The sequence below is a fragment of the Oscillospiraceae bacterium genome (assembly GCA_009780275.1).
Taxonomy (GTDB): domain Bacteria; phylum Bacillota; class Clostridia; order Oscillospirales; family UBA929; genus WRAI01.
Genome location: WRAI01000008.1, coordinates 1 through 26,627, shown reverse-complemented (window position 1 = coordinate 26,627; position 26,627 = coordinate 1). Strand labels below are relative to the sequence as shown.

Genomic DNA, 26,627 nt, shown 5'->3' with positions numbered 1-26,627 from the left:
CGACCGCTTTTGATTGACAAAGGACGGTCGTTCCTTTATAATGATTTTAATGTTCGTATGAGGATAGTTTTATGCAGCTGATGGAACAACATGAGCAACTTCAAGGTGAAATCGTTGCCGTTCTTTTCAAAAATGAGGAGAACGGCTATGCTGTTGTCAAGTTACACACCACTGAGGGTGCCGATGTGACTGTCGTTGGTACAATCCCTTATGCTGCACTAGGTGAGCAGTTGGAAGTTACGGGAACGTGGGCGCACCATCGCAAGCATGGTGCGCAATTCAAAACAAGCGTTGTTACACGTGCTTTGCCGGCGACTGAGTCAGCGATGTTGGCATATTTATCAAGTGGTGTTCTTAAAGGCATCGGTGCGGCAACAGCTGAGGCGATTGTCAGGCGGTTCGGTGCGCGGAGCCTGGAAATTCTTGATCAAGAGCCTGAATTGTTGGCAGAAGTGAAGGGCATATCTAAGAAAAAAGCCTCCGAAATGGGGCAAGAGTTTGCCAAGCAAAATACTGTACGTCACTTAATGGAGTTCTTAGACGCCAATGGCTTTATGCCGCACATTGCCATGCGGTTGTATCAAGTGTACGGCGACATTGCGTTAGACAAGCTGCGTACTAACCCATATTTGGTATTGGAAGGGCAATACGACAGACAGTTTCCGCAAGCTGATGCCATGGCGTTATCGATGGAAATTGACCGCGCAGCAAGTATTCGCATTGATGCAGGTTTATTGTGTCAAATGTATTTTAATGTCAACCAAGGACATTGCTATTTGCCGCGTGATGCACTGGTATCAACGACGGCACAATTATTGAATTTAGATATTGAGCCGGTTGAAATCGCGCTGGATAATATGATAGACGGCGGGCGATTTATTGCCGAGCCGCACGGTGTTTATTTGCCACAGCTGTTCGCGGCTGAGATTGATGTGGCGCAACGCTTGATGACTTTGCATGAATCGCCGCCACCGCCTGTCGGCGCGTGGGAAACGCTTGTTGAAGAGATGGAAGGTGAGTCGGGACTGGCATTGGCCGATTGTCAGCGTGAAGCAGTACGTGCTTGTGTTGAAAACGCATTGTTTGTGCTGACCGGCGGGCCCGGTACGGGCAAAACAACCACGATTCGCGTTGCCGTTGATGTTTTCAAGGCGTTGAATTTAGATGTTGTACTTGCTGCGCCGACGGGACGCGCCGCCAAACGAATGAGCGAGCTTACAGGGCATGAGGCCACCACCATCCATCGCTTGCTGGAAATATGGTTTGACAGTGCCGACGAGGCGATTCACTACCGCTATGATGAGGATAATCCGCTCAGTGCCGATGTTATTGTTGTCGATGAAATGTCGATGGTTGATATTCAGCTCATGCAGGCGTTGCTGACGGCTATCAAACCTGACGCACGGCTGATTTTGGTTGGGGACGCCGACCAGTTACCCAGCGTTGGCCCCGGCAATGTTTTGCGCGAAATTCTAGATAGTGAAATTTTTGCAGTCACGCAGCTGACTGAGATTTTTCGTCAAGCTGCCGAGAGCCGCATCATTGTTGCAGCGCACGAGATTAACGGGGGTGATACGCCTAATATTCAAAACGACGGCGATTTGTATTTGCTTAAACGCGGTCACGAGGATGCTGTGATTGACACACTCAACGAGCTGTGTGCGACACGGCTGCCTGAAAATATGGGATTCGCGCCCGAACAAATTCAGGTTATTTCGCCGACGCGGCGTGGCGTATGCGGCACAATTCACCTTAATAAAATGTTGCAGCAAACACTTAATCCATTCGATGCGCAAAAGGCGGAACGGCGGTTTGGTGATACAATATACCGTCTCGGCGATCGCGTTATGCAGGTGCGCAATAACTATGATTTGGAGTGGGTTGATGGCATTAATGAGGTGTCGGGGCGCGGCGTTTTCAATGGCGATATTGGTCTTGTTACGGCTGTCAGCCCAGGCACGGATTCGTTAACAGTTGTGTTTGCCGACAGAGAAGTGGAATACCCCTTTGATTTGCTTTATGAGTTGGAGCTGGCATATGCTATGACGGTACACAAGGCGCAGGGTAGCGAGTTTCCGGCAGTACTGTTTGTTGCCATGCCTGCGCCGCCGATGTTGCTCAATCGTAAGGTACTCTATACCGCTATGACGCGGGCGCGGGAGCTGATGATTGTTGTAGGGCGGGTAGAGGTGTTGGAGGCGATGGTGAAAAAGAAACAGAGCGGCAAGCGGTTTACGTCACTACGAACTCGGTTGGAAGAACTTTCTTAAAATGCTTGACATGACGTAAAAGTTCAGCTAAAATGTTTTCAATCTCCTGTCGAGCTTTGTCGAATGTTTTCATAATCATCATTGGTAGACAGAAAGCAGACAGGCTCTAGGCCACTTTTTTCGTGCACACAAAGCCATAACCAAAATTGCAACCAATTGACATAAAATAAAACGAATATCCAAGAAAATGCGAAATGGCTCGCATTTTCTTGGGTGCATGCCCTGTTTGTCGAATAAACACGATGAAAAAACGCTGTTTTTCCAAAAACATGTCAAAAATCCCCTTGAAGACTCGACAAAAAACATGGTATTCTTTTCTCGTTGACAAGGCCTGTCGCAGAAAAGAGAAGTTGAAAAACACATTCTCGACTTGCAGTCCGCGCTGCAGTGCGGGTAAGTTGCCGAGTTTAATATTTTGGAAGCGTGCAGTGCCGAAAAATGATAAACTTGTCGGTCGATAAATTGTTTTTCAACATGCCAAGAAAAAAACAAAATAAAGTAAGGGGTATGACAATGCACAACAGAATTAGGGTTTGTATTGGAGACAGTAATGCAGAGTTCCGCGCTTTTTTGGCGACAACGCTGGGTGTAGAGAAAGACATAGAGGTTGTTTCGTCTACCGGCGACGGCGAAGAAATGTTGAAAACACTTGAAATCGAAACGGTTGATGTTGCCATCGTGGACACGTTGCTACCCAGTCGTGACGGCACTGAAATTGTACGGCGCGTGCGTGAAACAAAAGGGCAAAATGGTGTGGCATTCATTGTGGTGTCGGCATTCCTGCCCGACAACATCGTGATGGAACTCAAAGCACTCAACGCCTATTACATATTGCATAAGCCGGTGAATATGACGCTGCTGATGGAACGTATCCGTCAAGCGGCGCGGCGCGGACGCGGCAACAGTTATAGCATGGCACTTGTGCGCTCGGACAACGATGTTGAGGCACGTGTCACCGATATCATCCACGAAATTGGCGTACCGGCGCATATCAAGGGCTATCAGTATGTGCGCGAAGCGATTGTCTATTGCATTAAGAACAAAAAAGCGGTCAATAACATTACAAAGATTCTCTATCCGGCGGTTGCGGAAACATATGGTACAACACCGTCGCGGGTCGAGCGCGCCATCCGCCATGCCATTGAGGTGGCGTGGGACAGGGGAGACTTGGATACTTTGCAAGGCTTTTTCGGCTATACCGTATCCAACACCAAAGGCAAGCCGACCAACTCGGAGTTTATCGCCATGATTGCCGACCGTTTGTCGCTGCAATTGCGGGGCAGTGCTGTCAACTACGAGAATTAGCAAAAATTTTCACAAGTTTTTTAGTCAAGTGTTGCAATTTAAGATATAGTGTGATATTATACGTACAATGATAATTTATTTTAAACTAGGGGGGGATATTATGAAAAATACAAAATTTATCGCGCTGTTTCTGATTGCGGCTATGCTTGTCGGTGCTACACTGGGTGCTTCGGCGAACGCGGCAAATGTAAATTTGCTGACGGAAGCTGACTTTACAGCTCTGCTTATTGAGGGCGTAACAGACGGCATTACTAGCCAAACATCCACCACGGGAAACACGGATGGCAACCCGCACGCGATTCCGACAGCGCAAGGCAATGGCATTCGTGTGACACTGCAAGAACGTCCGTTGAACGACGGGCAAGGTGTTGGTACGCTGTTTCGCGTCTTTTTTGATGAGTTGGAAATCAATTTGACACAAACGCCGTATTTGATTTTCAACATTACCGGCGATGTTCCTAATTTAATTTTTGCGTTCAACCAACCGACAGAGCTTCGTTCAAATGATTCAGGCAATGAAGTCAGCATGGGCATCGGCTCGGATGCGCTTGTTGGCGGCGGCAGAAAAGCCATCAATGTCAACGATTTGATAACCGGTAACACATTGACGCTGGAAGAAGTTCGTTTCTGGGTCAATCCGGACGGCACAAATGCGCACGCGGGCAGACAATTCACCATTGAATATTTCTATTTTGCCGCAACGGCGGATGCAACACCTCCGACAGACACGCCTCCTGCCGATAACGGAACGCCTCCGCCGACTACGACACCTCCGGTCGGTGCCGGAACGGGTACACCCGCACCCGGACAAGGGAACCCTAAGACATTTGACGGTGGTGCTGCAATGATTGTTGTAACAGGCTTGGCAGGTTTGGCAGGTGCAGGCGCACTGGTTGTGCCGAAACTGGTAAAAAAAGAAGAGAAGTAAACGTTTAGTATCGCGATAAAAAGGCAGGGCTTGCGCCCTGTCTTTTTTTTGTGAAAAATTTTCTGAAAATTTCCTCGATTAACTGTTGCAATTTGCGGTATACTATGGTATCATGTGTGTAATGATGTCTAAAAACAGCCGCTATTTTGTGTGGTGAAATGGACAACAACATATTATTTAGGAGGACATGATGAAAAAGACTAAATTTATCGCATTGTTTTTGATTGCCGCGCTGCTTGTGGGCGCAACTTTGGGGGCTTCGGCGAGTGCTTCACTGCCCGCTGATATCCTTACGTTACCGACAGCTTCGTGGACAGCAGCTGATGAAACAGCATTGCCTGCAGGTGTAACTGTCACCGGTGGCGGCAACAACCCGCTTGTCTATACTGGAAACTGGGCGCCGTGGTCGCGTGTTAATCTCGCTACTCCAATTGAAATCCCTCACACTGAATTAGGCAACACGTATGTTAGCTTTGACATTGATGTTGCGCAAGGTTCTGGTGCTGAAACACGTGCTATGTTGGGCTTGATTGTTCAGCTTCAAACAGGCGAAAATACTTGGTCGGGCAACCTCCACTTTTTCCGTGCTCATGGCGATTTGGATCCCATGGGTGTCGGTGCTCACGATGACAGCCACAGCATAGATTACCTTCTTGATATGGGCCTTGATAATATGCCAGATGCAGCTGTGGTTACTCAGATGCGTGCTGTCGAAGGTGGCGCATTTAGAATTGTTGCTTTCACTGTCATTGCTGACACAGTAGTTACCATCAACGAGTTCCGCGTCCATGCGGGTGAAAATGGAAATGGCGGAAATGGAAACGGAACGCCTCCGCCGACTACGGCTTCACCTTCGCCGGCAGCTTCGCCAACACCTCCCGCTGGTGCGGGCACAGGCACACCTGCTCCGGGCACAGGAAACCCCAAGACCTTTGACCCCGGCGTGGCAATGATTGTTGTCGTTGGCTTGGTAGGCTTGGCAGGCGCAGGTGCGCTGGTTGTGCCAAAGCTGATTAAAAAGGATGAGAAGTAAAAAACATTAAAAAAGACAGGGCATAAGCCCTGTCTTTTTTCTTGTCAATGAGCCAATTGTGTGATATGATGAGGGTATCATCGCGAGGAGGTGCATGTCGTGAAAAAGCCGCCGGAATCGGTTGAAAATTATTTGGAGGCGATTTTAGTTTTGCAGAAACGAAATGGCTCGGTGCGATCGATTGATATTGCGCGTGAAATGGGTTTTTCTAAGCCGAGTATTAGTGTTGCCATGAAAAACTTGCGGGCAAGCGACTATATTGTTATGCAAGACGGGCAGATTACGTTGACCGAGAGCGGGTATGTGATTGCTCGGCGGGTGTACGATCGGCATATGCTGTTGACCGAGTGGTTGATAGCACTGGGTGTAGACGAGCAAACGGCGGATGAAGATGCTTGTAAGATGGAGCATGGGCTGAGTGAGGAGAGTTTTGTGGCAATTCAGCGGCATATTGAGATAACAAAAAAAACGCTCGAATGAGCGTTTTTTTGTAAGAGTGTTTAGACATTCACGCAGGGCAATTCGTCCAGTGCATTTTCAACAGCTGTGCCGCTATACTCAAAATCTTGCATATTGCCGCTGAAATAGGTGTCATACGCTGTCATGTCAAAGTAGCCGTTGCCACTGAGTGAGATAAGAATGACTTCATCTTTGCCGCTTTGCTTACATTCGTTGGCGTGGTCGATGGCAGCACGGATGGCGTGCGCGCTCTCGGGGGCGGGCACGATGCCCTCGGCTCTCGCAAATTGCACCGCTGCATCAAACACCTTGCTTTGTGGATAGGATTTTGCCTCAATAATGCCGTCATGGTATAGCTTGGACACTAATGCTGAATCGCCGTGATAACGCAGGCCGCCGGCATGAATGCCCTCCGGCATGAAGTTGTGGCCCAGCGTATACATTTTGGCGATGGGCGCCATTTTGGCGGTGTCGCCATAGTCAAAGGCGTAGACACCTTTGGTCAATGTTGGGCAGGCGGTTGGTTCAACAGCGACAAGTCGAATGTTTTTGCCGCTGAGTTTATCGGGTACAAAGGGAAAAGTCATGCCGGCAAAATTGCTGCCGCCGCCGCAGCAGGCGAAAATGATATCGGGGTATTCGTCGACCATTTCGAGCTGTAGTTTGCTCTCTTGGCCAATGACTGTCTGATGTAGGCAGACATGATTTAGCACACTGCCCAGCGCGTAGTTGGTATCGGTGTTTGTCGCCGCATCCTCAACGGCTTCGCTGATGGCGATGCCGAGGCTGCCCGTGCTGTCTGGATTTGCCGCGAGAATGGCGCGTCCCGTGTTTGTCAGAGCCGACGGGCTGGCGTTGATTTTAGCGCCAAAAGTTTGCATGAGTGATTTTCGATATGGTTTTTGCTGATAGCTGACTTTGACCATGTAAACACAGCATTCCAGGCCGAAGTGCTGCGTTGCCATTGCCACGGCGCAGCCCCATTGCCCAGCACCTGTTTCGGTGGCGATGCGCCGAATGCCGGCCTCTTTGTTGAAAAATACTTGCGCCAATGCCGTGTTGAGCTTATGGCTGCCCGTGGCGTTGCCGCCCTCGTATTTGTAATAAATACGCGCCGGGGTGTCAAGTTGCTTTTCGAGTTGCCGAGCCCGGTAGAGTGGGCTGGGGCGGAAAGACTTGTAAAGCTCGCGAACAGGCTTAGGGATCTCGATGAATCGTTCGGATGAAACCTCTTGTGCAATCAATTCATCGGGGAAAATGACTTGCATATCTGCTGGGCTAAGAGGATTGAATGTTTGCGGATTATAATATGGCTCGGGCTTGTTCGGCATATCGGCCACGACGTTGTACCAGTACTTCGGGAGATGAGCGTCCTCTAACATAATTTTTACGACGTTGTTTTTGTCTAACATGATCTTATTTCCTTCCTGTTTTGAGATACAAAAAAACACAGCGAGCGAATTTCACCGCGCTGTGCCTTGCTTCAAGTCATGACAATCACATTTTTAGCAGTAAAATTCAATTATGAATACGCCAAAAACGCCATTGCCAAGCAACCGCGCCGTTCATAATTGAAATTTTGCTGTGTGTACGCATAGTTTGGATAAACTCCTCACTGTGATTTTTGTTTAGTACAGTATAGCATGATGTGATAGCCTTGTCAAGTGTTTTTTGGAAAATGGTAAATTTTTTATTGTCGCAGGGGGATTAGATTCCTTTACAACCAAAGCGCGTTTGTATTGGCGTCCTTATGGTGGCTGTCGCGGCACATTACGCGCACATATCCTTCGTGGCCCGTAAGGTCAAACTCGGCGTGATTTAACTTTGCGCCTTTGCGAGTATAACATACTCGCCCTTGGGTGTAGACGGCAATGAGGACAACGGCGGAGCATTTGACAATTAATTTATCATCTTGCACATACACCTCGTAGATTTCGGGGCCTTGGCTGGCATAAAAATCGCCATCGCTAAGTGCCGTTATGACGTCTTGGTATTGCAAGCTTTCGCTGTTAACGACCACCCAACCGCCGAACGAGTCGCAGTTGGCGCTGTACAGGGGGTGGATATTATGATTATCATCGGTCGAAACGCAGAAAATATTGTTGCTTGTGCGCAGCTTTTCGTCGTAAGACTGCGGGTTATAGCCGTTGTATGCCTCGATTTCGCCGCTGTGGTTGTAGATTTCCATCGCCCAGCAACCTTGTAGTTTTTCGTAATCATCATAAGTTTGCAGCGACCAATAAGGGTGGTTGTAGCATACTAGAAAACCTTCAATTGTACGGTTTTGGATATATTGGTTGATGGCGTCGATGTCGTCGTAGGCCATGTGCGGGAGAGGAGGCGTTTGTGTGACATTTGGGTCTGTTGCATATAAATTGAGGTGATAGGTTTTGCAGCGCGTATAGTTGATGTCTTGGGTGACGCTGACTTCGCAGGCGTTGATGGCCAGGAAGTTATCATCGTTCAAGCAGGCTTGTGAAACTAACGCGTCATGCTCGGTAAAGGCGATAATGCTGTATCCCTCGGCTTGATACATAGCTTTGGTTTGCTCGGGCGTATATTTGCCGTCGGAAACAGTGGTGTGGCAGTGAAGATTGGCTTTGTAGGCGTTTTTGTCGCCTTTGTATAGATATTGCTTCATGAATGCCTCCATGCATGTTGTGTTATTTTATTATATAATAGGTTATTAGGCGATGTCAATTGCGACAGTTGACAAAACGGAATCATCCCTTGGTTAAGGATCATTCCGTTTTGTCTAGTTTGCACATGAGTTAGCCTAAGAGCGCTTGATCTCCCGCGAACGCCTCGCCGCTGGCGTGGCTGAACTTGGTAATGAGATTTTCCACTGTCAAATTTTTCTTCTCCTCGCCCGAAGCATCTAGCACAATGTGCCCACCGTTCATCATAATGAGGCGGTTGCCGTGGCGGATGGCGTCGCGCATATTGTGCGTCACCATCATGGTTGTTAGTTTATGCTCTGAGATAATTCGGTCGCCGATATCCAGCACTTTAGGTGCTGTCTTAGGATCGAGTGCGGCAGTGTGTTCGTCGAGCAACAATACTTTGGGTTGCTTGAGTGTTGCCATTAAGAGGGTCAATGCTTGCCGTTGCCCGCCGGAGAGCAACCCCACTTTGTCAGTCATGCGGTTTTCTAACCCCAGCTCCAATGTGGCAAGACGCTCACGGTAGATTTTACGCTCTTTTGCCGTGATATACCAGCGCAAACTGCGCCGCTTGCCGCGTCGGTAGGCGATGGCAAGGTTTTCTTCAATGTTCATGCCGGCGGCCGTGCCCATCATCGGGTCTTGAAAGACGCGTCCGAGGTATGGCGCTCGCTTATGTTCCGGCAAATTTGTCACATCGACATTGTCAATGGTAACGCGTCCGGTGTCAGACATGAACGTACCGGCGACACTACTTAACAGCGTGCTTTTGCCCGCGCCGTTGCCGCCGATGAGTGTTACATAATCGCCGCTTGCAAGGGTCAGGCTGACGCCGCGCAAGGCATGGTTGGCAATAACAGTGCCGGGGTTGAAGGTTTTGTTTAGGTTTTCAATGTGTAGCATTATGAAGCTCCTCCCCGCACTTTGCCGAACAGCCTTTTGAGCCAGTCGCGCGTTTGCGGCAACACCAAGGCGACGGCAACAGTGATGGCGGTAAGCAATCGCAGGTCGTTGGGATTCATACCCAATTCCAATACAAGGGCGATAACGAGGCGATAGATAATTGAACCCAAAGCAATCGAAATCAACCGCCCCCAAAAGCTGCGGAACTTAAATAACACTTCGGCAATTACCACTGCGGCAAGACCGGCGACAATTGTGCCCGCACCCATGGTGACAACTGCAAAGCCTTGGTATTGCGCAATCAGCGCGCCCGATAAGCCGACCAGCCCATTGGAAATCATCAGACACAGTACAATCATGGCATTGGTGTTGACGCCTTGCGCTTTGACCATCTGTAAGTTGTTGCCGCTGGCGCGCATGGCAGAGCCGATTTCGGTACCGGCAAAACAATAGAGGAGCACACCAATGGCGATGGCCACGATAACAGAGAAGATAATGACAATGGTGTCATAAGAAACGGCTATCCCCAGTGATCCAAGCAGGTTTTCAAATGCCGCGAAGACAGAGAATGTACGCCAGCGGTTCAGCGGAATATTGGGCTGTGACATGACACGAAGGGCGACTGAGTAAGAGCCGACCATCGTCAAAATGCCAGCCAAAATTGACGGTATTTTGAGCTTGGTGTGTAAAATGCCGGTGACAAAGCCGCCTGCCGCGCCAATACATATGGCAAGTAATGTGGCCACAAACGGATTACCGCCGTTGGCAATCAGCCGCGCTGCCAATCCCGCGCCCAGTATCAACGTGCCTTCGACGGACAGATCGGGCATATTTAAAATGCGGAACGTATAAAAAACGCCGACCGCCATCAGCGACCAGAGCAACCCCTCTGAAACAGCTACTTGCAAGATGGAAAACATATGATATGTCCTTTAATTAGTGATTATTCGGGTATGTTGAAACTGCCTTTCAACACTTCTATTATTCCGGCATGCGGATAAATTCTTGGAAACGCGTGGGGACATCAATGCCCAAACGCTCGACCATATAGCCGTTGACAGTGTAATTGTATCGCTCTGCCGTTTGAATCGGCATCGTTGCCGGGGTTGCGCCTTGGAGTAGAATTTGCGCTGCCATACGGCCGGCTTGCCGCCCCAGCTCCTCGTAATTGACGCTGAGTGTGGCAACGCCGCCTCCCATGGTCATGTTTTCTTCGCCGGCGAAGAACGGTGTGCTGGAACTGTCGCTGACTTGTTCAATGACACCCATTGCGCCGGCGATGTTGTTGTCAGTTGGTATGTAGATGGCATCTACACGGCCAGCCAAGGATGTAGCGACTTGGCGCAAGTCGTTGACATCGGCGATAGTGGCCGAATCGCTGGTAAGCCCTAAATCCTCGATAACATCCCGTGCCAATTGCGCTTGATACACAGAGTTATCCTCGCCCGATGAATACAGCAAGCCGATAGTTTGGATGTCGGGGAAAAACTCCAAAATCATTTCAATTTGCGCACGAACGGGGTTCATGTCGGATGCGCCGGTAATATTTCCGCCGGGTGCTTCGTTAGAGTCAACTAAGCCAGCACCGACAAAGGTAGTAATCGATACACCAACGATAGGGATTTCGTTGGTTACATTGGCCATTGCTTGTGCGCTGGGCGTGGCATTGGCAAGTACCAAGTCTACCCCGCGCCGCTCAAAGCCGCTCGCGATGGTATTTAGTGTGGCGGTGTCATTTTGCGCGTTTTGCAAGTCAAACGTTACGGTATATCCCGCGGACTCTGCCGCCGCCGTCAGTTCTTCCATAAAGCCGTTGCTGGCAGCGTCTAGTGCCGGATGCTCTAACAATTGAATAATACCGATGCTGAAATTACCGTCGTCAGAACCGCCTCCGTTCTCACAAGCAGAAAAGCTGGCAGCCGCAAAAGTGACAACAAGAAGCAACGCGAGAAATTTGCACATTTTTTTCATTTCGATACAATCCTTTCGATATTTGTAGATGTGGCTTTCTCCTCACTATACCACAAAAGAAAGCAAAGAGCAAGTTTTTGACAGTGCTTATAACAAAGGCACATATGATATGTCGGTCAATGTATGCTTACCAAAAGCGAGTTAGTATGTAAAATACTTGACAAAGAGTGCGGAAAATGATAGCATGAAAATAGACCGACCGACGGTCTACGCTGTGTTATCATACTATATAAGAAGGAGGTTGTACACATGGCACGAGTTATTGACCCACAAAAAACGATCAATACCATTCTATCTGTTTCTGAAAAACTTTTTTTGGAAAAAGGCTATGAAAAAACAACGACGCAAGAAATTGTAAACGAGACAGGGCTGTCTAAGGGAACAATTTTTCACCACTTTAAGTCGAAAGAGGATATTTTAGCTGCAGTACTAGACAAACATAACGACTCCACGGCACAGGATATGCACAAATGGCTCTCTGACATGAAAATGTTGACAGCTAAAGAAAAAATCGTGGGTCTGTTCAACAGGTTCTACGACGATGCTGAGAGAACGCCGTTATCAAAAATGGCACTTACGTCTCGAAGCCCCCGACTTATTATTGAGGATTTGAGAGCATGGGAGAAAAAGATATCGCCAATTATCACTGACATCATAAAAGAAGGAAATCAAGATGGTTCGGTAAAAACAGAATTTCCTGAAGAATGCGCTCAGCTATTCAATCTCTTATTTTGCATATGGTGTGACCCTGTTACTCTTGAGTGCAGTGCAGAAGACTTACATAAACGCTTACGGTTTGTCCAGCATATGATGAGACTCTTGGGTGTAGATGTTGCGAGTGATGCATTTATAGCAAAATCTAAGAAGTTTGCAGAAGGATTATATCCAATAAAAAGTGAGGAATTGTCATGATTGAAGCAAAAAAAAGCAATATATGGTTACTCGGCGTTATCTTGGTGAGTTATTTTGTTGTTGGATTTCCCGATGGTGCATTTACTGTGTCATGGCTTGGCATTGCAGATGAAATCCGGGGAATGACGACAGCCCACACAGGATATATCTTGGTGGGATATTCTGTTACCTACACATTAGCCGGGATCATCTTATCTAAACTGAATCGTTTTATGAAGTTGCAAACGGTTTATTTATATGGTCTTATCATCATGAGTTTAGGCTTTATTGGCCTTGCCTTGTCGCCGAATTTTACATTAGTGCTTGCAACCATAACGATTTATGGGTTTGGCACTGGATTAATGGCATCCAGCATGAACTCGTATATGGCAAAACACTTTACCGCTAGGCACAACAACTGGATGCACTGCTTTTGGGGTGTTGGCGCTACGTTAAGTCCTATTATTATGGGTCAGATGATGGCAGTGCTAAGTTGGCGCGCGGGATATTTTGTGATTACCGGTATTTTGGGGGCAGTGGCAATTATGCTTTTGCTTAGCATGTATAAAAAGATTTGGATTGATGATAATGAGTCAGCTCAGGGCGAGTTAGAAGAAAACACAGAAAAGAAACGATATTTAACAAAACGGTGGCATCAGGTTGTGGAGATATTGACATTCTTCTTCTTGGGCGGCACAGACTATACCCTCGTGTTTTTTACCGGCGCAGCACTGATTGCGCGCGGGCAAGAAACGACTTATACAGTGGCAATATTTTCAGCCGTTTACTACATATCAATGACGGTCAGTCGAGTGTTTTTTGGCTGGGTCGCAAAGTGGTTAAAGGAAGTTCCGATTGTGCGTATTGGCGCGGGTGTAGCCGTAGTGGGAGTTATAGTATTATATTTCGTCGGCAACGTTTGGGGCATGGCTTTGGCAGGGCTTGGACTAGGCCCGATGCTTCCAACCTTGGTCAGTGATACATCCAATCGATTTGCACCCCACACTGTGTCTAAAATTGTAGGGTATGAACTTGCGGCTTTTGGTGCCGGGATAGCAGTGTTATTCTTTATGACCAGCCAAATCATGCATTTTATCTCTTATGAGGCGCTTTTCCCTTTGGGCTTGGCTTTTGTTGTTCTTGTATTTGTGTGCAATGAAATTTTAGCGCGCGCACTAAAGGCAGGCAACAAAACATAATTAGGTTATCAAGTTTTTGGGTATCTACTGTTAAAATTTGTCTGCAATAATAGTAAAACAAAAGCGTTCTTATCAGCGTTTAATATGCTGATAAGAACGCTTTTGTTGGCAACAGAGGTAACTAGGGATACAGACTCATTAAGACTAATGGTCGAGGTGACAGGTCGAATTTGCAAACAATTTTAATATATTCGCCAATCACCCAAACCTATTATAACCTATTCATATCAATGTGTTCACGCATTTTGCCTATTTCGCAATATTTTGATATTCGCAACAATTTCACAATATTGTGTTAAAAATGTGTTACGTTTCGTCATGCGATTTCGTACAATCGAGGACGCTTGTTCGCATTGTCGATTTTGTTAAATACATCAACGGCAATTTCAACATCACGAGGATATAAGTGCGAATATGTGTTCCGTGTTTCCTCAACTCGTGCATGACCCATTCGTTTTGAAACTTGCTGAATATTCACATTTGCATTGCATAAAACAGAAGCATGAGAATGTCTGAAATCATGTATGCGTATGTGCTTTAACTGTGCCAATTCCGCATATAAACTATTTCGATTTGCAACTGAACTATTACGCAATGAACGCTCAACGCCTAAAATGAAATTGTCATCGCTGAAATTGTGTAATTGCTGTTTGCGTTTCTTGTGTTCGTTCAAAATGTCAATCAATGCTTGTGGCATTTGCATTGTACGATATGACGATTTTGTTTTAGGGGGTTGCACAATATCAACATTTTTGATTTTCTGTTGAATCGAACGCCGAACACTTAACATATTACCACAAATATCACTCCATTGCAACCCATGAATTTCACTTTTTCGCAAACCACAATAAAACGCAATATTGAAAAATACATAATACTCATACTCCGACCAATCGTGATTTTCTCGCTCGTGTTTTATTGCTTGTGCTTTCGCAACTTCAATAAACTGCAAAAATTCGTCCGACGTGTAAAAATCAACTTCCTGTTTCGTGTACATTGCATCTTTGAAATTGCCGACAATCAACAATAAATTCTGATTGATGTACTGCATTTTGACCGCATAATTTAACAACGCTCGTAAATTACCGTACATATGCTGTTTTGTTTTCAACGCCATTCCTTTTGATTCAATTTGTGTTTTCCAATCCTGCAAAATCTGCGTTGTCAACTTGCTAATTCGTATATTGCCTAAAATCGACTGAACATGATTTTCATATTGTCGCTTATGGGTATCCCATGTTGATTCACGAATTTCAAACCGTTTCTTTGCCATGTATTCATCAAATAACTGCTGAATCGTCATTTTTGAATCTATATCATGTTCATTTTTTTGTTTTTGCAACTGAATTTCTAATTCTTTTGCATTTTCTAACCCATACGCAATTTTTGTGAACTGCTTATATTTGCCTGTTCTGTTGCACATGAAATTTACACGAACATGATACTTTTGCAAACCGTCTTTTGATTTGCCTGTAATCTTTTTAATCGACATATTTTTTTATCCTTTCCTGTCGATTGCTTGTGAACGAATTATAACACATTGAAAAGTAGTGTCAACACCCATTTACAAGCAATCAACATCATCATATTTTTATTTACGCTAATTTCAACTGTTTAATCTTTTTCATGCGATGCTCTAAATCCTTAACGTCAATACCCCAAACTTCAAACGCAACAACCGTGTTGACCGTGTTTGAACCAAACGACATCATTTCACGTTCTCGCATTTCGTCCTTTGCAATCTTTTTCAATTTCGACAACGTGTTCGGGGAACGCTGCCCGAATAAAATTGTTATCTCTTTGTTGCCTAATTCTGCATGACGATAATAAATATGTAATGCGTTTTCAATACTCGTTGTTTGCGGAATATTCATGCGTTTTTCCATCATATTAAATGTACTTCCTTTTTTGTTTATTTTATACATTTATTATACTATTCTGACTTGAAAAACCGCCCAAATAAAAAACGAACCCGACCGAAGTCGAATCCGTTTCTTGTATAATTTCTTATTACTTCTGTGACTGTGACTAACCAAACCTAACTCGCTAAATCCTCGCCCCATAAATCGTCGCAATTATCGCCCATACAATCAAATTCGCCACATATACTACAAAATCCCGTTTGTTTCTTACTTTCACTCGTCGCAAAACCATTGATTGATTTGTCGTGTTCTAACAACTCAAAATATTCACTTGTCGTGTATTCGTTGAATTTGCAAAAATCTGTGTAAACCATAACTTTATCAATTCTGCGAATGAACGTGTCGTAAAATGCACGATTGTCTTTTTTCAATTTTTCATATTGTTTTTCTAACGGCAAATTCGATACGATGTATATTTTTTCATAACACACCGTTCTTTTGTGATACCTCGCACTCAATTTTACTTTTCGCCTGTCAATGTACCCATTCAAAATCGAATATGTAATGCTTGAATCGAACTCGTCTAATAACAAAACCCTTTCGCCCATATAACTATCGAATATTTGATTTTTGTTTTCGTAATCAATAATGTTGCATACTTCATCATCGCCATATTCATCAAATACCCATGTTGTTTTACCCAAATTCGTGCGACCTTGAATATATGTTACATACGCACGACCTTTCATTTGCCTGCCCCTTGATTTCATATGCAACATTTCATTTTCTAATATATTACGATAACGCATTAAATGAGGAAACGTATCAATAATACTATCAACATCAAAACCATCATTTAACATTGTTCGTGCATCGCTCCAATCGTTGCGTTTGCCTTGTGATTTGTCTTGCGGAACTTGCCCCCATTCATAAAACGTATTTTCAACAACTGTGTCATGTTTATCAAAATGCCTACCATCTTTACGTATGTAATTACGACAATCAAATCCCGTACCAAATTCATGTATTTTTTGCACATGACCCCCATTGAAATTGTTAATCATTGTACTAAACCGCATTGCGTTGTCTAATTCTATGTATATATGCGAATGTAAACGCTTACTTTCGTTACCGATTTCATCTGCAAAACAAAAATATCTAATTGTCGGAAACTTCTCGCATACATCACGAATTTTATCATGTGTCCATTCTCGCACGTCTGAATGATTTATTGTGATAAAAAATCTGCGTACACGTTCGTTTTGCATTTCGTTCATGCAATCATTGGGAAAATTATTGTTACTCATTTTTTATAGTATCCTTTACGTTATTTTATTTGCACATAAAATTGTGCATATTGTTTTCAATGTGAACTTGTGAACTTTATATCTGTGACTTTCTAAATGTGTCACAAAACACCTATGTATTGAATGTAGTAATCCAATTCAATCGCTTCGCACGATTTGCGTACCCTCACGCAAAATCTTTTATCGTTATGTAAATCCCATAAAAATTTTTCTCCTTTAATTTGATTATTTATATACTCCTATTATACTATTTCAACTCGAAAAACCGCCCGAAATCGTCCGTCAAATTGCACAAACTTCAACCACTTTTGACCCTCATTTTATACAACATGACGAACCCCAAAACGCTATAATTTCTTATTACCTCTGTGACATTGTGACATCTGAAAATCTGCGGCACACTTGCTAATTTTCGCAATCAATACACAACCATGACAACACATGAACCAATCTGTTAAACCGCAAAATTCTGTGTTCTACCGCAACAAAAAAACACGCTCAAAATCTGAACGTGTTATAATATCGTTTTCTAAAATTATGATAACGCTTGCTTGCAAATTCTCTTTATATTTTCCATGTTTTCAACTTCGCCAACTTTGATAAAATGCAAATCTGAACCAATTACGCACGAACCCTCGCCACAACCGAAATTATGATTGTCAATTTTCATTTTGACGGCGTCGATGTGTTCCGGCATTAACATATCATAAATTGATTTGTTAAACTTACCTAAAATAATGCAAATTTCATAATTCAATCTTGAACCAAAATTGAAAACGGCGGCATCGGGACGCTGGCATGAAACAATCAATCGAACACACATTGAACGACCCATCATCAATAATTCTGATACTTTATTCATTACTGCTTGGGCGTGTTTCTTGTATTCATTCAACAACGATAAAATATTCGCTACATACTCATCAAAAATTAACGTTATTTGATTTCTTGATTTATCTATACCGCTCATTCGTTGCTGTAACTTCTCATGCACAATGTCTAACGCTTTGATTGTGTTCTTGTACGAATAATAATTTTTGCAATCCCTTAAATGGGCAAATGAATCATCGCCTTTGAAATCTGCAAAATAAAATTCGCCGTTGGGTTCTGCCTTGACTAATTTTGCAAATAACTGATTCAAAAAATATGACTTACCACTTCCGCTCATGCCACAAATGACTGTTTGTGAATTTGTGCTTGATGAAATATCTGCCGTAATGTATTTTTTCTCGCTGTAATCATTCCATGCTTGCAAATCATATCCAACATTAAACATCATTCTCAACTAACCTCGCTTGATTTGATTTTGTCCGTCCTTTTCGTGCGTTGAAATAAACGACCGACCAACAATTTTTTGAATATTCTATATCTCCAATGATTGTATAATTGATTGCCGATTGAATCGCATTGCGTTTCGATTCCCATACATCTTTGGAAACACCCTCCGCACGAAATGCCAACGTGACGTAATCCGTATTTGATAATTTATACGAAATCAATTTTGCCGTTGTTATCTCTTTCAAACACGCCGTATTTGTGATTTTATCCTGTATTGCTTTTCGTGCGAAATGATTTGTTGCGAACACATAAATCATAACGAACAATACAACGATAGCGAGCGCCGTTAGAATGACGTGTAATGCGATAATTGGCAATGTTCCGATACGAACATCATCGAATATATGAAAACCGCTAAATCTGCGAAATACTGCGAACATGATAATCATGTAACCAATGACAGCGCCGAACTTGACTTGTTTAATTTGTTTGTTGCTCATAAAATGCTCCTCATAAATTTAATGGGCGAAATAAATCGCCCATTTTTTCGTTATTGTTTCGCTTGACTGATTGCGATGACTTTTCCCTTGTTATTGAACATCAAATTCAAAATGTCGTTTTGTTTGATTCCTTGCGGAATTTGAACTTCTTGTTTGACGAAAATTTTATCCGTCATTAAACCGTTTACACTCTCATCATTGTATGTAACAAATAACTGTGTGCCTTTGACATTTTCGCCATTGTCTGATTTGAAATCTAATGCTCTAATTCCTTGTAATTGCACCTGCATATTTAATACCTCTTTGTAATAAAATTTGCCCGCATTTTGCGAACCAAAAAACAATATCAAAACTTTCTGAAAAATAATCCTCTCGACCCTCTGAACACCTTGTGCTGTCTGCGTTTGCGACTTTATTTTTCTTTTCAAAAATCATATACTTTTGCTTGATTTTATGTTATAATATATACATAATAAATCGTTGAGAAATCAACGAAATTTACATTAAAAAGGAGTATTATCAAATGAATAATACAAACAAAAATCTCTCGAAATCTGCACAAACTCAAATGCAAAACGACATCAACGAAATGATGAAATTGTATCACGAATCAAAAAACCGTGATGACGAAAAATGCAATGACATTCGTTGCACGTGTGATTTAATTGCATACAATGAAAAACACAATCAATTGTCATATTCGATTATTGCAAACGCATTGAAACACGCTGATGAAATCTATCAACAAAAACATAATAAACACGTTGGTGATTTGCATGATGACATATTTTTTGCAATCGTGCATTGTACGAACATTGTTACTCATGCAATGTATCAATTTATGAATCATTGTAACAAAACGTATGAAATCAAAAAATCTGCATAATTATTAAATTTTATTTTCCTTTGAACACAAAAAACGCAATGTTGACAAAATCGACATTGCGTTTTTATTTATCATTGTGACCGCTAATTCTGCGGTTTAACCGATTATCCACATCGTCAACACGTTATCATGTTCACATATGAACTAAACGGTTCTACTGTGGATTGTGCGTGTTGTGATTATGCACTCACAATCAAATCCCCATCAAAACCACTCCATGTTGAATCGCCTGTTGTCCATATACCGTTGACTAAATAAAATTTTCTAAATCCCCAACCTGTTGAACGATTTTCATGTGCCCAATTTTCATCGCCTTCGATAAAATCCCATAACGCTTGCTCTGTTCCAAATGCTTTATTTCTTGCCCACCCATTGCTAATTCCTCCTACCATTTTTGAACCCCTATCAAAACTCGCACCCTCGTTGCCATTCCAAACTGCCGAAACATGACTTCCTGCTAACCAACCCCAAACTTCTTGACCAACCCAAACATTCTCTAATACAAAATTTCCGCTGTTATCTGTAAATCTACTATGCCATGTAACCTCAACCGCCGTATATGTCGCAAAATTTCCATTGTCAAATACATTCCGCATTGCTTGATAATTTTCAAATGCCTGTGTATTTGTTGTGCCAAAAGTTTCACGAATTACATAAATTGTTTTTGTCTGCGGTTCAACGTCAATTACACATTCACAATTTCCGAAATCACACAATGTATTCAATGTCCGTACAACGGCAATCGTCATTTGTTGTGTCGGAAATGTCATCAACGGTCGAAATAAATATCCGCCCTGTGAGCATGTATTTCCCATTATTCGAGTCGGTTGCTGATTGTACAAAAAATGAATATAATTTCTTGCCCACGACGGCAAATTTTCCTCAAACGGCAATTGTTCGTTTGTAATGTTCGACGGAATTGCACCACAAAATAACGAAACTAAACGCCCCAATAATGTTGACGCTTCTTGTCGTGTGATTAAATCATTTGCCCTAAATTGCAAACCCGTCCAACGATATGACTGCGAACCCCGAAAAATGCCCAATCGAACCATCGCATACGCATCACTATCAAACTCATACAAATTTGCAATGTCATATAAATCGGGAATTTCGTATAAATCATCATCGTCAAGCGAATCAATGAATTCATTGATTGTCATATTTGTATAATGCTCGATAAACCGTGCAGCAATGTCTGCAATGTGTAAACGTGAAATTCCTGCTTGCCATGTGTTATTTTGCAATACACGACTTGACAGCATATTAAAATCCCATGCCGTTTCTATGTAATCTCTCGCCCATGAATTTGCGTTTGCTCTTGCGTCATAATCCCATACTGTGCGTTCGACATCACAAATACATGGATTCCAATAGCAATCTGGACAAAAAACAGGTTCGCAAACGCAAGGAAATTCATTGCAATCATCACAGCAAGCACAATCACCTCTACCACAAACGTCACAAACGAAAACATCGCAATTACATGGAAGTTGACCTGTAATCGTGCAAACATTTGCTAATTCGGGCGGATTTTGATTTTCGGGTACCCATACAGGCATTATTGTTATCATATGACGTTCAGCAAATTCGTCTTGCCCTAACGTGATGACTTGACCCTCATAAAAAAATTCAATCCATTCAAATTGAAATGTTTCCATGTTCATCATACGAATTCCCCATGCGTAAAATTCGTGTCCTTCATTGTGAATAAATGGTGCAATTCCACGAATTGTATGCGATTGTCCTTGTGCGACTTCATCAATTTGTCCGCCAAATAATTCAATATTTTCAATCGTGAAATTTGCAATTTGATTTGGAATATATGTAATGCTTGAAATCGCACCATTCGCCCCCGTTGTCAACATCGCACCTGTCAATGAAAACATCATCAACATTGCAAGTGCCAGTGATAAAATCCGCTTTTTCATAAATCGTGTTTCTCCTTGTCATTTTTACATATTTTGTCGATTTCGACAATGACATGGTAACATGATTTTGGGCGTGTGTCAAATTTTTGTGACCTGCACAGTCACATACACCCTTTGTTGATTTATGTACAATTAACGTGGGGTGATAATCAATGCGTACATTTGATTTCGATGATGACATATATTTGACCATTCGCAAAAACATCAAACGTTATCGTAAACAAATAAAAATGACTGCGGCAGAATTATCTGAACTCGTTGATTTGTCACATGATTATATCAGACGACTTGAAAGCAACAATGATAAATTCACAATGTCAGTTCGCACGTTATATAAAATTTCGATTGTGTTGGGTGTCAAAATTGATGATTTAATTTCAAATGTTGACCATGACAACACCGAATACCATATTTGATAATGCAATGAAATGAATCCGTAATGGGTTCATTTTTTGCATTCACGGCATAACACAGAAATTCGCAGTTTTACAGCATTTCAATCGAACGCATAGTTGACATTGCAAACATTGTTTTCATCAGTTAGCGGTTGATTTTGACGGTTGTAGATGATGTGTGAATTGGGTGCAATGGCGAACGCAATTAAAATCGAAAATGGTATAATATAATGGGTGATTTTATGCACGAATGACAATTGGGAAATCAATCGACATCACACAATGCGAACATATGTACACAAACAAAAACGACACCCGATTTGAGGTGTCGTTCGTTGTACAAGCAATCGATTTTTATGTGTTACGAATGTGTTACGGAGCGTTCTGTAATCGCCGTAATCGTTGTGTCGCAACGTGTTGAGGGAATCATGGTCGAGGTGACAGGATTTGAACCTGCGGCCTCTGCGTCCCGAACGCAGCGCTCTACCAAGCTGAGCCACACCTCGATTTTTAGCTTAGAATATGAGGGCGTCTGACTTCTACCCCTCAACGGTAATGCTTGTCTGATAAAGCAGTATAGCATTGATTTATTGGGTTGTCAAGAAGAATTGGCAGACGAGTCGACAGTAGAAAACTTGACTCTAGACTATAATAAAAAAGTCGCATGGTGTGCATTCTGTGCCGCTTTTCAAGGTTTGGCTGTCGGAAGATGCTGCAAGTGAAATGTCGATGATGCGATTTTTTTGATATTTTTTATCCTTTTGGGTGTAGTATTACTCTATGAAAAAAGTATAATTGAAATGTATCCGTTATGTAATGAAAGGAGAAGTTTCAATGTATTTCCCAAATGAAAAAAGAAAAAAAAGATTTTATTTGCTCAGTGTTCTGGCTCTTTTTTTGGCTATAAATCTCATTTTTGTGAGTTTTATAGGTACGACCTATGGAGATAATATTATTAATAGTAGCGACGATAGCGATAATGCTATACATGACGACTATGAGTTATATGAGAGCGACGAAGTTGAAAGCGAGTTCATAGAAAGTGAAATTAGTGAAGAAGAGGTCGAAAGTAAAACGGAACTTGAAAAAAATGACCTAGATGGAAAGCAAACCGAAGAAAGTAATGAAAATGATGCAGGACACGATGGTTCCATAGAAGACGCCCTCTCTGTAGAGTCGCGGGACGAGGCTCTACCCGGTCTTCTGCGAGCATCGCTGACTGTGCATGACTTATTTACACAGGAAGAGATAGATGATCCGCGCATCTGGTATGCCAGAGAAACAAACTATCGCATTGTTGAGATTGCTCCTACCCCGGCAAACACTATTTATACAAGGGTGCTGAACGCAATTACAGCGGCAGCGACTGCAAACACAGTTACATATGTCATCATCCCGAGCCATATCAATACAGGAAATGTCGGCGCTGCCAGCAGAGTAGAGGTTCGCAGCGGGGCAACAGTTGTTTTGGTTGGTCGTCACAGTGAAACCTTTGATCTTGACGCACGTCTTGCGGCGGGAGAAATCACACAAAGCGAATACGATGCAACGTTATTGCAGCATCGCAGTTATGAACCGGGTCAAATCGTGCTCACCGACACTTCTACCAATGCGACCGGCCACACGCGGCCGTTTATGGTACGGAGTGCAAACAACGCGAACAATGACGCCGCACATGATGACATCGGCGAGCCGGGAAACCCTAATCAATTCGGATTAGTGATTCGAAACTTTGTTATGCAATATCGCGCCACCGCTGTCGGACAAGGCGCTCCGGCGGTGCCGCCTGCCCCTATCGACTGGGATGTAACTGCAATAGCTGGCTTTTCAGGTGGCGGTGTAGCAATAGAGCCAAGAGCTGCCGGCAACACTGGCGGTCACTTTATCATGTGCCGGGGTGCAGTCATCAGAAACGCCGCAACGAATAACAGCGGCGCGACAGATGTACAAAGGGGTGGCAGATTAACTTTGATGCCGGGCTCTCTCATCCATTCCAATCATGCGCAAGCTGCCGGTGGTGCTGTACATGTGCGCGGTGCCGGAGCACTGATTATGTATGGAGGAACTCTTCGAGATAATATTGCTAGAGGAGCAGGTGGAAATAATTTTGCACAAACCGGTGTAAGAGGAAACGGCGGTGCTGTAAATCTTGGACAGGATGCTACTATGGCTCGATTTGTTATGTTTGACGGAGTTTTGGAAGGTAATACAGCCAGAAATGCCGGCGGTGCTATCAATATAGGAACGGATGGAAGCGAACACGGTCAATTTATCATGTATAACGGCGTCATTCGAAATAATCGTGCTATCGGGACAGTTATCGACGCTTCTGTTGATCGGACAACGACAAGGAGTAACGGCGGTGCTGTAAGCATACGAACAGGTGGCACATTCACGATGCATGACGGTGTAATTTCCGGAAATTATGCCGGGTTAACTGTAGCGGCTGACCCAGGGGCAACAGGAAACCTTACGGCAACTGTCGTATCTAACGGTGGAGGTGTATTTGCACAAGGGACAAACGCTATCTTCAATATGTATGGCGGCGAAATTAGCGGCAACCGCGCTGAGCGGGTGCGAGTTTCCAACTTGTCAAATGTGGTCGCGGGCAATGGCGGTGGTGTATTTGTGGCCAACGGCGCTACCTTTAACATGGGCAGCCAGTCAATGCAGAGCACCGGGGTGATTCGTGATAATATTGCTACGGCGGCGGTGACAGGCCACAGTGCTGTAACTGCCAATAACGCAAGAAACACGTCAAACGGTGGGGGTGTGTTTGTTTCGGGCGCGAACAGTACCTTTAATATGAATGGTGGTAGGGTTGAGGGCAATGCAGCCATCAGAGTGCTGAACTCTTCGGCTACCGGTGTGGATGTGTTTGCCGGCAACGGCGGTGGCGTCTATATTGCTAATGGCGGGCGTGGCAACATGACTAATGGATTGATTATTGAAAATCAGGCTGCGGCCGCAGGCAGTCCTTTCAATTTTAATTTGGAAAACGGCAGCGCTAACATGGCCAATGGCGGCGGTGTGTTCGTTTCAGGCGAAAACAGCCACTTCACCATGCGTAACGGCAGAATCGAAAGTAACCACACCGAAAATGAAAACATTGCTACAGGCAGTACGGTGGCAGGGAACGGCGGCGCGGTCTATGCAGCTGACGGCGGTACATTTACTGTAGAAGACGGGATGATTGCCGAAAACCGGGCAACATCAACCGAAGCGTCGTTCCAACGAGGCAACGGCGGCGGCGTGTTTGTGCGCGGCGGCATCGTTAACCTGCGTGGTGGCCATATCGTGAACCATGTCGTGTCACGCAATGGTGGCGGTATGTTTATCAGCAGAGGAACAGCTAACGTCAGTGACGGCGTTATCGTGTCGGGAAATCACAGCGAGACCAATGGCGGCGGCATTGCCGTAGAGTGTCCTGCGTTTGCTGATGCGTCAACGCAAGCCAGCATTCTCAACATAGCTGATGGTGGAATTGTACGCGACAACACGGCTCGGAGCGATGGTGGCGGTGTGTGGGTATCAGGAGCGGGCAGCAGATTTGATATGTCAGGCGGTGTCATCGAGGGCAATACAAGCACAGATATAGAAGCTAACGGTGGTGGCGTGTATATTGGAGATGACGCAAGTGCTACCATGAGCGGCGGCGAGATTTGCATGAACACAGCTTGGAATGGTGGCGGCATGGCTCTTGATGACGGAAGATTCATCATGAGTGGTGGTACGATAGAACAAAACTGCGCCCCAATGGGCGGAGGCGTTAATATGGCTAATGCAACTATATTCAATATGTCCGGCGGTAGGATCCGCAATAACCGTCATGCCAGAACCGACCCTGTGACAGGCGCGGGAACTGGCACCATCACAGAGGGGAGCGGTGTGCGTGTCAATGGCGCAAGCAGCGTCTTCACAATGACGGGCGGCATTATTGGAGACGAAAACCCCGACTACGGCAATCGTGCATTACGAGGCGGCGGCGTTGTGGTCGTGAATGGTGCAAGATTTGTGATGGAGGCCGGCGGTACAACCACGAATCCGACGAGTGGCCGGGTTGTGGGGAATGAAGCTGTGGGCAGCACAACAGAGGGGAATGCCCAGGGCGGCGGCATTTATGTTATGCAGAACAGTTCATTCAGCGGGACGGTGGGGTCCATAGCAGATAACACAGCAGGTGACGGAGGTGGTGTTTTTGTGCCCCATACCAATCTCAATCTGATCACTATCGGACAGGATTTTACCTTTACCGGAAACATGGCGCGCAATGGGCTGCGAATCGATACGCCGATCGCTGTTGCAAATCCGCAAGTTGAACCGGGCACAACAACAATAGAGCCGTGGTGGGAGATGGATGTCAGCGGAAACGGCGTTGAGCGAAAGCATGCTTTTACAAACCATGACATAAATGCGGAGGGACCGGGGATTTTTCGGGTAAAATACAATGTGCGTCCAAGCGTCACGCTTATCAATGATGGCGGCGACATTGACGCGTATATTGGCAAAACACGCTTGCCAAATGATGTGTATGTGCTGGAGAACACGACAGTGAGATTCGAGGCAACACCTTATGGTGATGATGAACACCAAGTTTATGCGTGGTATTTTAATTCTGATAACGACTTCACTAACCTCGCCGGCGATCCGCCGGGCACAAGCCAAACTTGGGCATTCCCCATAGTAGAGGATTCCCACGTTGTAGTTGAATTTGAAGTAGCTGCGCTTTCGTTTTTATTTCAGAAGACAGGGCAGGGGATTTACAATGTACCTGATTGGGAGACGCCGGGCTGGATAGCGAGCGTGTTGCGTAGTGGTGCAAGGTTTTCGTTGTACCGCTACACGG

At 44.4% G+C, this 26,627-nt stretch carries 22 protein-coding genes and 1 tRNA gene; 10 read left to right on the top strand and 13 right to left on the bottom strand.

Annotated elements, in window-relative coordinates:
• The first annotated feature begins 71 nt into the window (after window positions 1–71).
• From FWE06_03810 to FWE06_03790, 5 genes are all read left to right on the top strand, one after another.
• On the top strand, window positions 72–2,270 hold the full coding sequence (locus FWE06_03810) for an ATP-dependent RecD-like DNA helicase (protein MCL2546306.1): 2,199 nt from the start codon (window positions 72–74) through the stop codon (window positions 2,268–2,270).
• A 513-nt stretch (window positions 2,271–2,783) separates the two neighbouring features.
• Window positions 2,784–3,575, top strand: coding sequence for a sporulation transcription factor Spo0A (spo0A, locus tag FWE06_03805; protein ID MCL2546305.1), 792 nt, complete (start codon window positions 2,784–2,786; stop codon window positions 3,573–3,575).
• Between the two features lie 100 nt (window positions 3,576–3,675).
• Window positions 3,676–4,503 (top strand): hypothetical protein, encoded by an 828-nt coding sequence (locus FWE06_03800; protein ID MCL2546304.1) that lies wholly within the window; start codon window positions 3,676–3,678, stop codon window positions 4,501–4,503.
• A gap of 190 nt (window positions 4,504–4,693) precedes the next feature.
• On the top strand, window positions 4,694–5,536 hold the full coding sequence (locus tag FWE06_03795; GenBank protein ID MCL2546303.1) for a hypothetical protein: 843 nt from the start codon (window positions 4,694–4,696) through the stop codon (window positions 5,534–5,536).
• A 99-nt stretch (window positions 5,537–5,635) separates the two neighbouring features.
• Window positions 5,636–6,016, top strand: a complete 381-nt coding sequence (locus FWE06_03790; GenBank protein MCL2546302.1) for a metal-dependent transcriptional regulator — start codon at window positions 5,636–5,638, stop codon at window positions 6,014–6,016.
• 20 nt (window positions 6,017–6,036) lie between these two features.
• Here the strand turns inward: FWE06_03790 and FWE06_03785 are convergent, their stop codons facing one another.
• The 5 genes from FWE06_03785 to FWE06_03765 all read right to left on the bottom strand — a co-directional run bounded on the left by FWE06_03785 (window position 6,037) and on the right by FWE06_03765 (window position 11,532).
• A complete protein-coding gene (locus FWE06_03785) occupies window positions 6,037–7,407 on the bottom strand; it encodes a TrpB-like pyridoxal phosphate-dependent enzyme (GenBank protein MCL2546301.1) in 1,371 nt (456 codons plus the stop codon).
• A 305-nt stretch (window positions 7,408–7,712) separates the two neighbouring features.
• Window positions 7,713–8,636, bottom strand: a complete 924-nt coding sequence (locus tag FWE06_03780) for a PHP domain-containing protein (protein MCL2546300.1) — start codon at window positions 8,634–8,636, stop codon at window positions 7,713–7,715.
• A 130-nt stretch (window positions 8,637–8,766) separates the two neighbouring features.
• On the bottom strand, window positions 8,767–9,561 hold the full coding sequence (locus FWE06_03775) for an ABC transporter ATP-binding protein (protein ID MCL2546299.1): 795 nt from the start codon (window positions 9,559–9,561) through the stop codon (window positions 8,767–8,769).
• Complete coding sequence (locus FWE06_03770) at window positions 9,561–10,481, bottom strand: ABC transporter permease (GenBank protein MCL2546298.1); 921 nt, start codon at window positions 10,479–10,481, stop codon at window positions 9,561–9,563. Before FWE06_03770 ends, FWE06_03775 begins: the two co-directional genes overlap by 1 nt.
• Window positions 10,482–10,542: 61 nt before the next feature.
• On the bottom strand, window positions 10,543–11,532 hold the full coding sequence (locus FWE06_03765; GenBank protein ID MCL2546297.1) for an ABC transporter substrate-binding protein: 990 nt from the start codon (window positions 11,530–11,532) through the stop codon (window positions 10,543–10,545).
• Window positions 11,533–11,781: 249 nt separating this feature from the next.
• Between FWE06_03765 and FWE06_03760 the strand changes: the two genes are divergently transcribed.
• Together FWE06_03760 and FWE06_03755 are read left to right on the top strand one after the other, a co-directional pair.
• Window positions 11,782–12,444: a TetR/AcrR family transcriptional regulator gene (locus FWE06_03760; protein ID MCL2546296.1), complete on the top strand. Its 663-nt coding sequence runs from the start codon at window positions 11,782–11,784 to the stop codon at window positions 12,442–12,444.
• The gene (locus tag FWE06_03755; GenBank protein MCL2546295.1) at window positions 12,441–13,622 is read left to right on the top strand and encodes an MFS transporter; all 1,182 of its coding nucleotides are present in this window, start codon (window positions 12,441–12,443) and stop codon (window positions 13,620–13,622) included. The genes FWE06_03760 and FWE06_03755 overlap by 4 nt, the downstream gene beginning before the upstream one ends.
• 316 nt (window positions 13,623–13,938) lie before the next feature.
• On the opposite strand, the gene FWE06_03750 is transcribed toward FWE06_03755, so the two are convergent.
• The 6 genes from FWE06_03750 to FWE06_03725 all read right to left on the bottom strand — a co-directional run bounded on the left by FWE06_03750 (window position 13,939) and on the right by FWE06_03725 (window position 18,859).
• Window positions 13,939–15,114, bottom strand: a complete 1,176-nt coding sequence (locus tag FWE06_03750; protein ID MCL2546294.1) for a site-specific integrase — start codon at window positions 15,112–15,114, stop codon at window positions 13,939–13,941.
• 103 nt (window positions 15,115–15,217) lie between these two features.
• Window positions 15,218–15,511 carry a hypothetical protein gene (locus FWE06_03745; protein MCL2546293.1) on the bottom strand — a complete coding sequence of 98 codons (294 nt, stop codon included), beginning with the start codon at window positions 15,509–15,511 and terminating at the stop codon, window positions 15,218–15,220.
• 149 nt (window positions 15,512–15,660) lie between these two features.
• Window positions 15,661–16,791, bottom strand: coding sequence for a hypothetical protein (locus tag FWE06_03740; GenBank protein MCL2546292.1), 1,131 nt, complete (start codon window positions 16,789–16,791; stop codon window positions 15,661–15,663).
• A gap of 535 nt (window positions 16,792–17,326) precedes the next feature.
• Window positions 17,327–18,070, bottom strand: coding sequence for a hypothetical protein (locus FWE06_03735; GenBank protein MCL2546291.1), 744 nt, complete (start codon window positions 18,068–18,070; stop codon window positions 17,327–17,329).
• Complete coding sequence (locus FWE06_03730) at window positions 18,060–18,569, bottom strand: hypothetical protein (GenBank protein MCL2546290.1); 510 nt, start codon at window positions 18,567–18,569, stop codon at window positions 18,060–18,062. Before FWE06_03730 ends, FWE06_03735 begins: the two co-directional genes overlap by 11 nt.
• 50 nt (window positions 18,570–18,619) lie before the next feature.
• Window positions 18,620–18,859, bottom strand: coding sequence for a hypothetical protein (locus FWE06_03725; protein MCL2546289.1), 240 nt, complete (start codon window positions 18,857–18,859; stop codon window positions 18,620–18,622).
• Between the two features lie 233 nt (window positions 18,860–19,092).
• Here FWE06_03725 and FWE06_03720 point away from each other — a divergent pair, with 233 nt between their 5' ends.
• Window positions 19,093–19,455: a hypothetical protein gene (locus FWE06_03720; protein ID MCL2546288.1), complete on the top strand. Its 363-nt coding sequence runs from the start codon at window positions 19,093–19,095 to the stop codon at window positions 19,453–19,455.
• A 179-nt stretch (window positions 19,456–19,634) separates the two neighbouring features.
• Here the strand turns inward: FWE06_03720 and FWE06_03715 are convergent, their stop codons facing one another.
• Window positions 19,635–21,386: a hypothetical protein gene (locus FWE06_03715; GenBank protein MCL2546287.1), complete on the bottom strand. Its 1,752-nt coding sequence runs from the start codon at window positions 21,384–21,386 to the stop codon at window positions 19,635–19,637.
• A 152-nt stretch (window positions 21,387–21,538) separates the two neighbouring features.
• Here FWE06_03715 and FWE06_03710 point away from each other — a divergent pair, with 152 nt between their 5' ends.
• Entirely contained in the window at window positions 21,539–21,802 is a 264-nt protein-coding gene (locus FWE06_03710; protein MCL2546286.1) for a helix-turn-helix transcriptional regulator, read from the top strand.
• Between the two features lie 408 nt (window positions 21,803–22,210).
• On the opposite strand, the gene FWE06_03705 is transcribed toward FWE06_03710, so the two are convergent.
• Window positions 22,211–22,287, bottom strand: a tRNA-Pro gene (locus FWE06_03705).
• 328 nt (window positions 22,288–22,615) lie between these two features.
• Between FWE06_03705 and FWE06_03700 the strand changes: the two genes are divergently transcribed.
• Window positions 22,616–26,627 (top strand): hypothetical protein (locus FWE06_03700; protein ID MCL2546285.1); only part of this gene is annotated, 4,012 nt, incomplete at its 3' end.

Bases quoted from the DNA above. Each gene is read 5' to 3' on its own strand.
- FWE06_03810 (MCL2546306.1), top strand. From the start codon at position 72: ATGCAGCTGATGGAACAACATGAGCAACTTCAAGGTGAAATCGTTGCC.
- spo0A (MCL2546305.1), top strand. From the start codon at position 2,784: ATGCACAACAGAATTAGGGTTTGTATTGGAGACAGTAATGCAGAGTTC.
- FWE06_03800 (MCL2546304.1), top strand. From the start codon at position 3,676: ATGAAAAATACAAAATTTATCGCGCTGTTTCTGATTGCGGCTATGCTT.
- FWE06_03795 (MCL2546303.1), top strand. From the start codon at position 4,694: ATGAAAAAGACTAAATTTATCGCATTGTTTTTGATTGCCGCGCTGCTT.
- FWE06_03785 (MCL2546301.1), bottom strand. From the start codon at position 7,407: ATGTTAGACAAAAACAACGTCGTAAAAATTATGTTAGAGGACGCTCAT.
- FWE06_03780 (MCL2546300.1), bottom strand. From the start codon at position 8,636: ATGAAGCAATATCTATACAAAGGCGACAAAAACGCCTACAAAGCCAAT.
- FWE06_03775 (MCL2546299.1), bottom strand. From the start codon at position 9,561: ATGCTACACATTGAAAACCTAAACAAAACCTTCAACCCCGGCACTGTT.
- FWE06_03770 (MCL2546298.1), bottom strand. From the start codon at position 10,481: ATGTTTTCCATCTTGCAAGTAGCTGTTTCAGAGGGGTTGCTCTGGTCG.
- FWE06_03765 (MCL2546297.1), bottom strand. From the start codon at position 11,532: ATGAAAAAAATGTGCAAATTTCTCGCGTTGCTTCTTGTTGTCACTTTT.
- FWE06_03760 (MCL2546296.1), top strand. From the start codon at position 11,782: ATGGCACGAGTTATTGACCCACAAAAAACGATCAATACCATTCTATCT.
- FWE06_03755 (MCL2546295.1), top strand. From the start codon at position 12,441: ATGATTGAAGCAAAAAAAAGCAATATATGGTTACTCGGCGTTATCTTG.
- FWE06_03750 (MCL2546294.1), bottom strand. From the start codon at position 15,114: ATGTCGATTAAAAAGATTACAGGCAAATCAAAAGACGGTTTGCAAAAG.
- FWE06_03745 (MCL2546293.1), bottom strand. From the start codon at position 15,511: ATGATGGAAAAACGCATGAATATTCCGCAAACAACGAGTATTGAAAAC.
- FWE06_03740 (MCL2546292.1), bottom strand. From the start codon at position 16,791: ATGAGTAACAATAATTTTCCCAATGATTGCATGAACGAAATGCAAAAC.
- FWE06_03735 (MCL2546291.1), bottom strand. From the start codon at position 18,070: ATGATGTTTAATGTTGGATATGATTTGCAAGCATGGAATGATTACAGC.
- FWE06_03730 (MCL2546290.1), bottom strand. From the start codon at position 18,569: ATGAGCAACAAACAAATTAAACAAGTCAAGTTCGGCGCTGTCATTGGT.
- FWE06_03725 (MCL2546289.1), bottom strand. From the start codon at position 18,859: ATGCAGGTGCAATTACAAGGAATTAGAGCATTAGATTTCAAATCAGAC.
- FWE06_03720 (MCL2546288.1), top strand. From the start codon at position 19,093: ATGAATAATACAAACAAAAATCTCTCGAAATCTGCACAAACTCAAATG.
- FWE06_03715 (MCL2546287.1), bottom strand. From the start codon at position 21,386: ATGAAAAAGCGGATTTTATCACTGGCACTTGCAATGTTGATGATGTTT.
- FWE06_03710 (MCL2546286.1), top strand. From the start codon at position 21,539: ATGCGTACATTTGATTTCGATGATGACATATATTTGACCATTCGCAAA.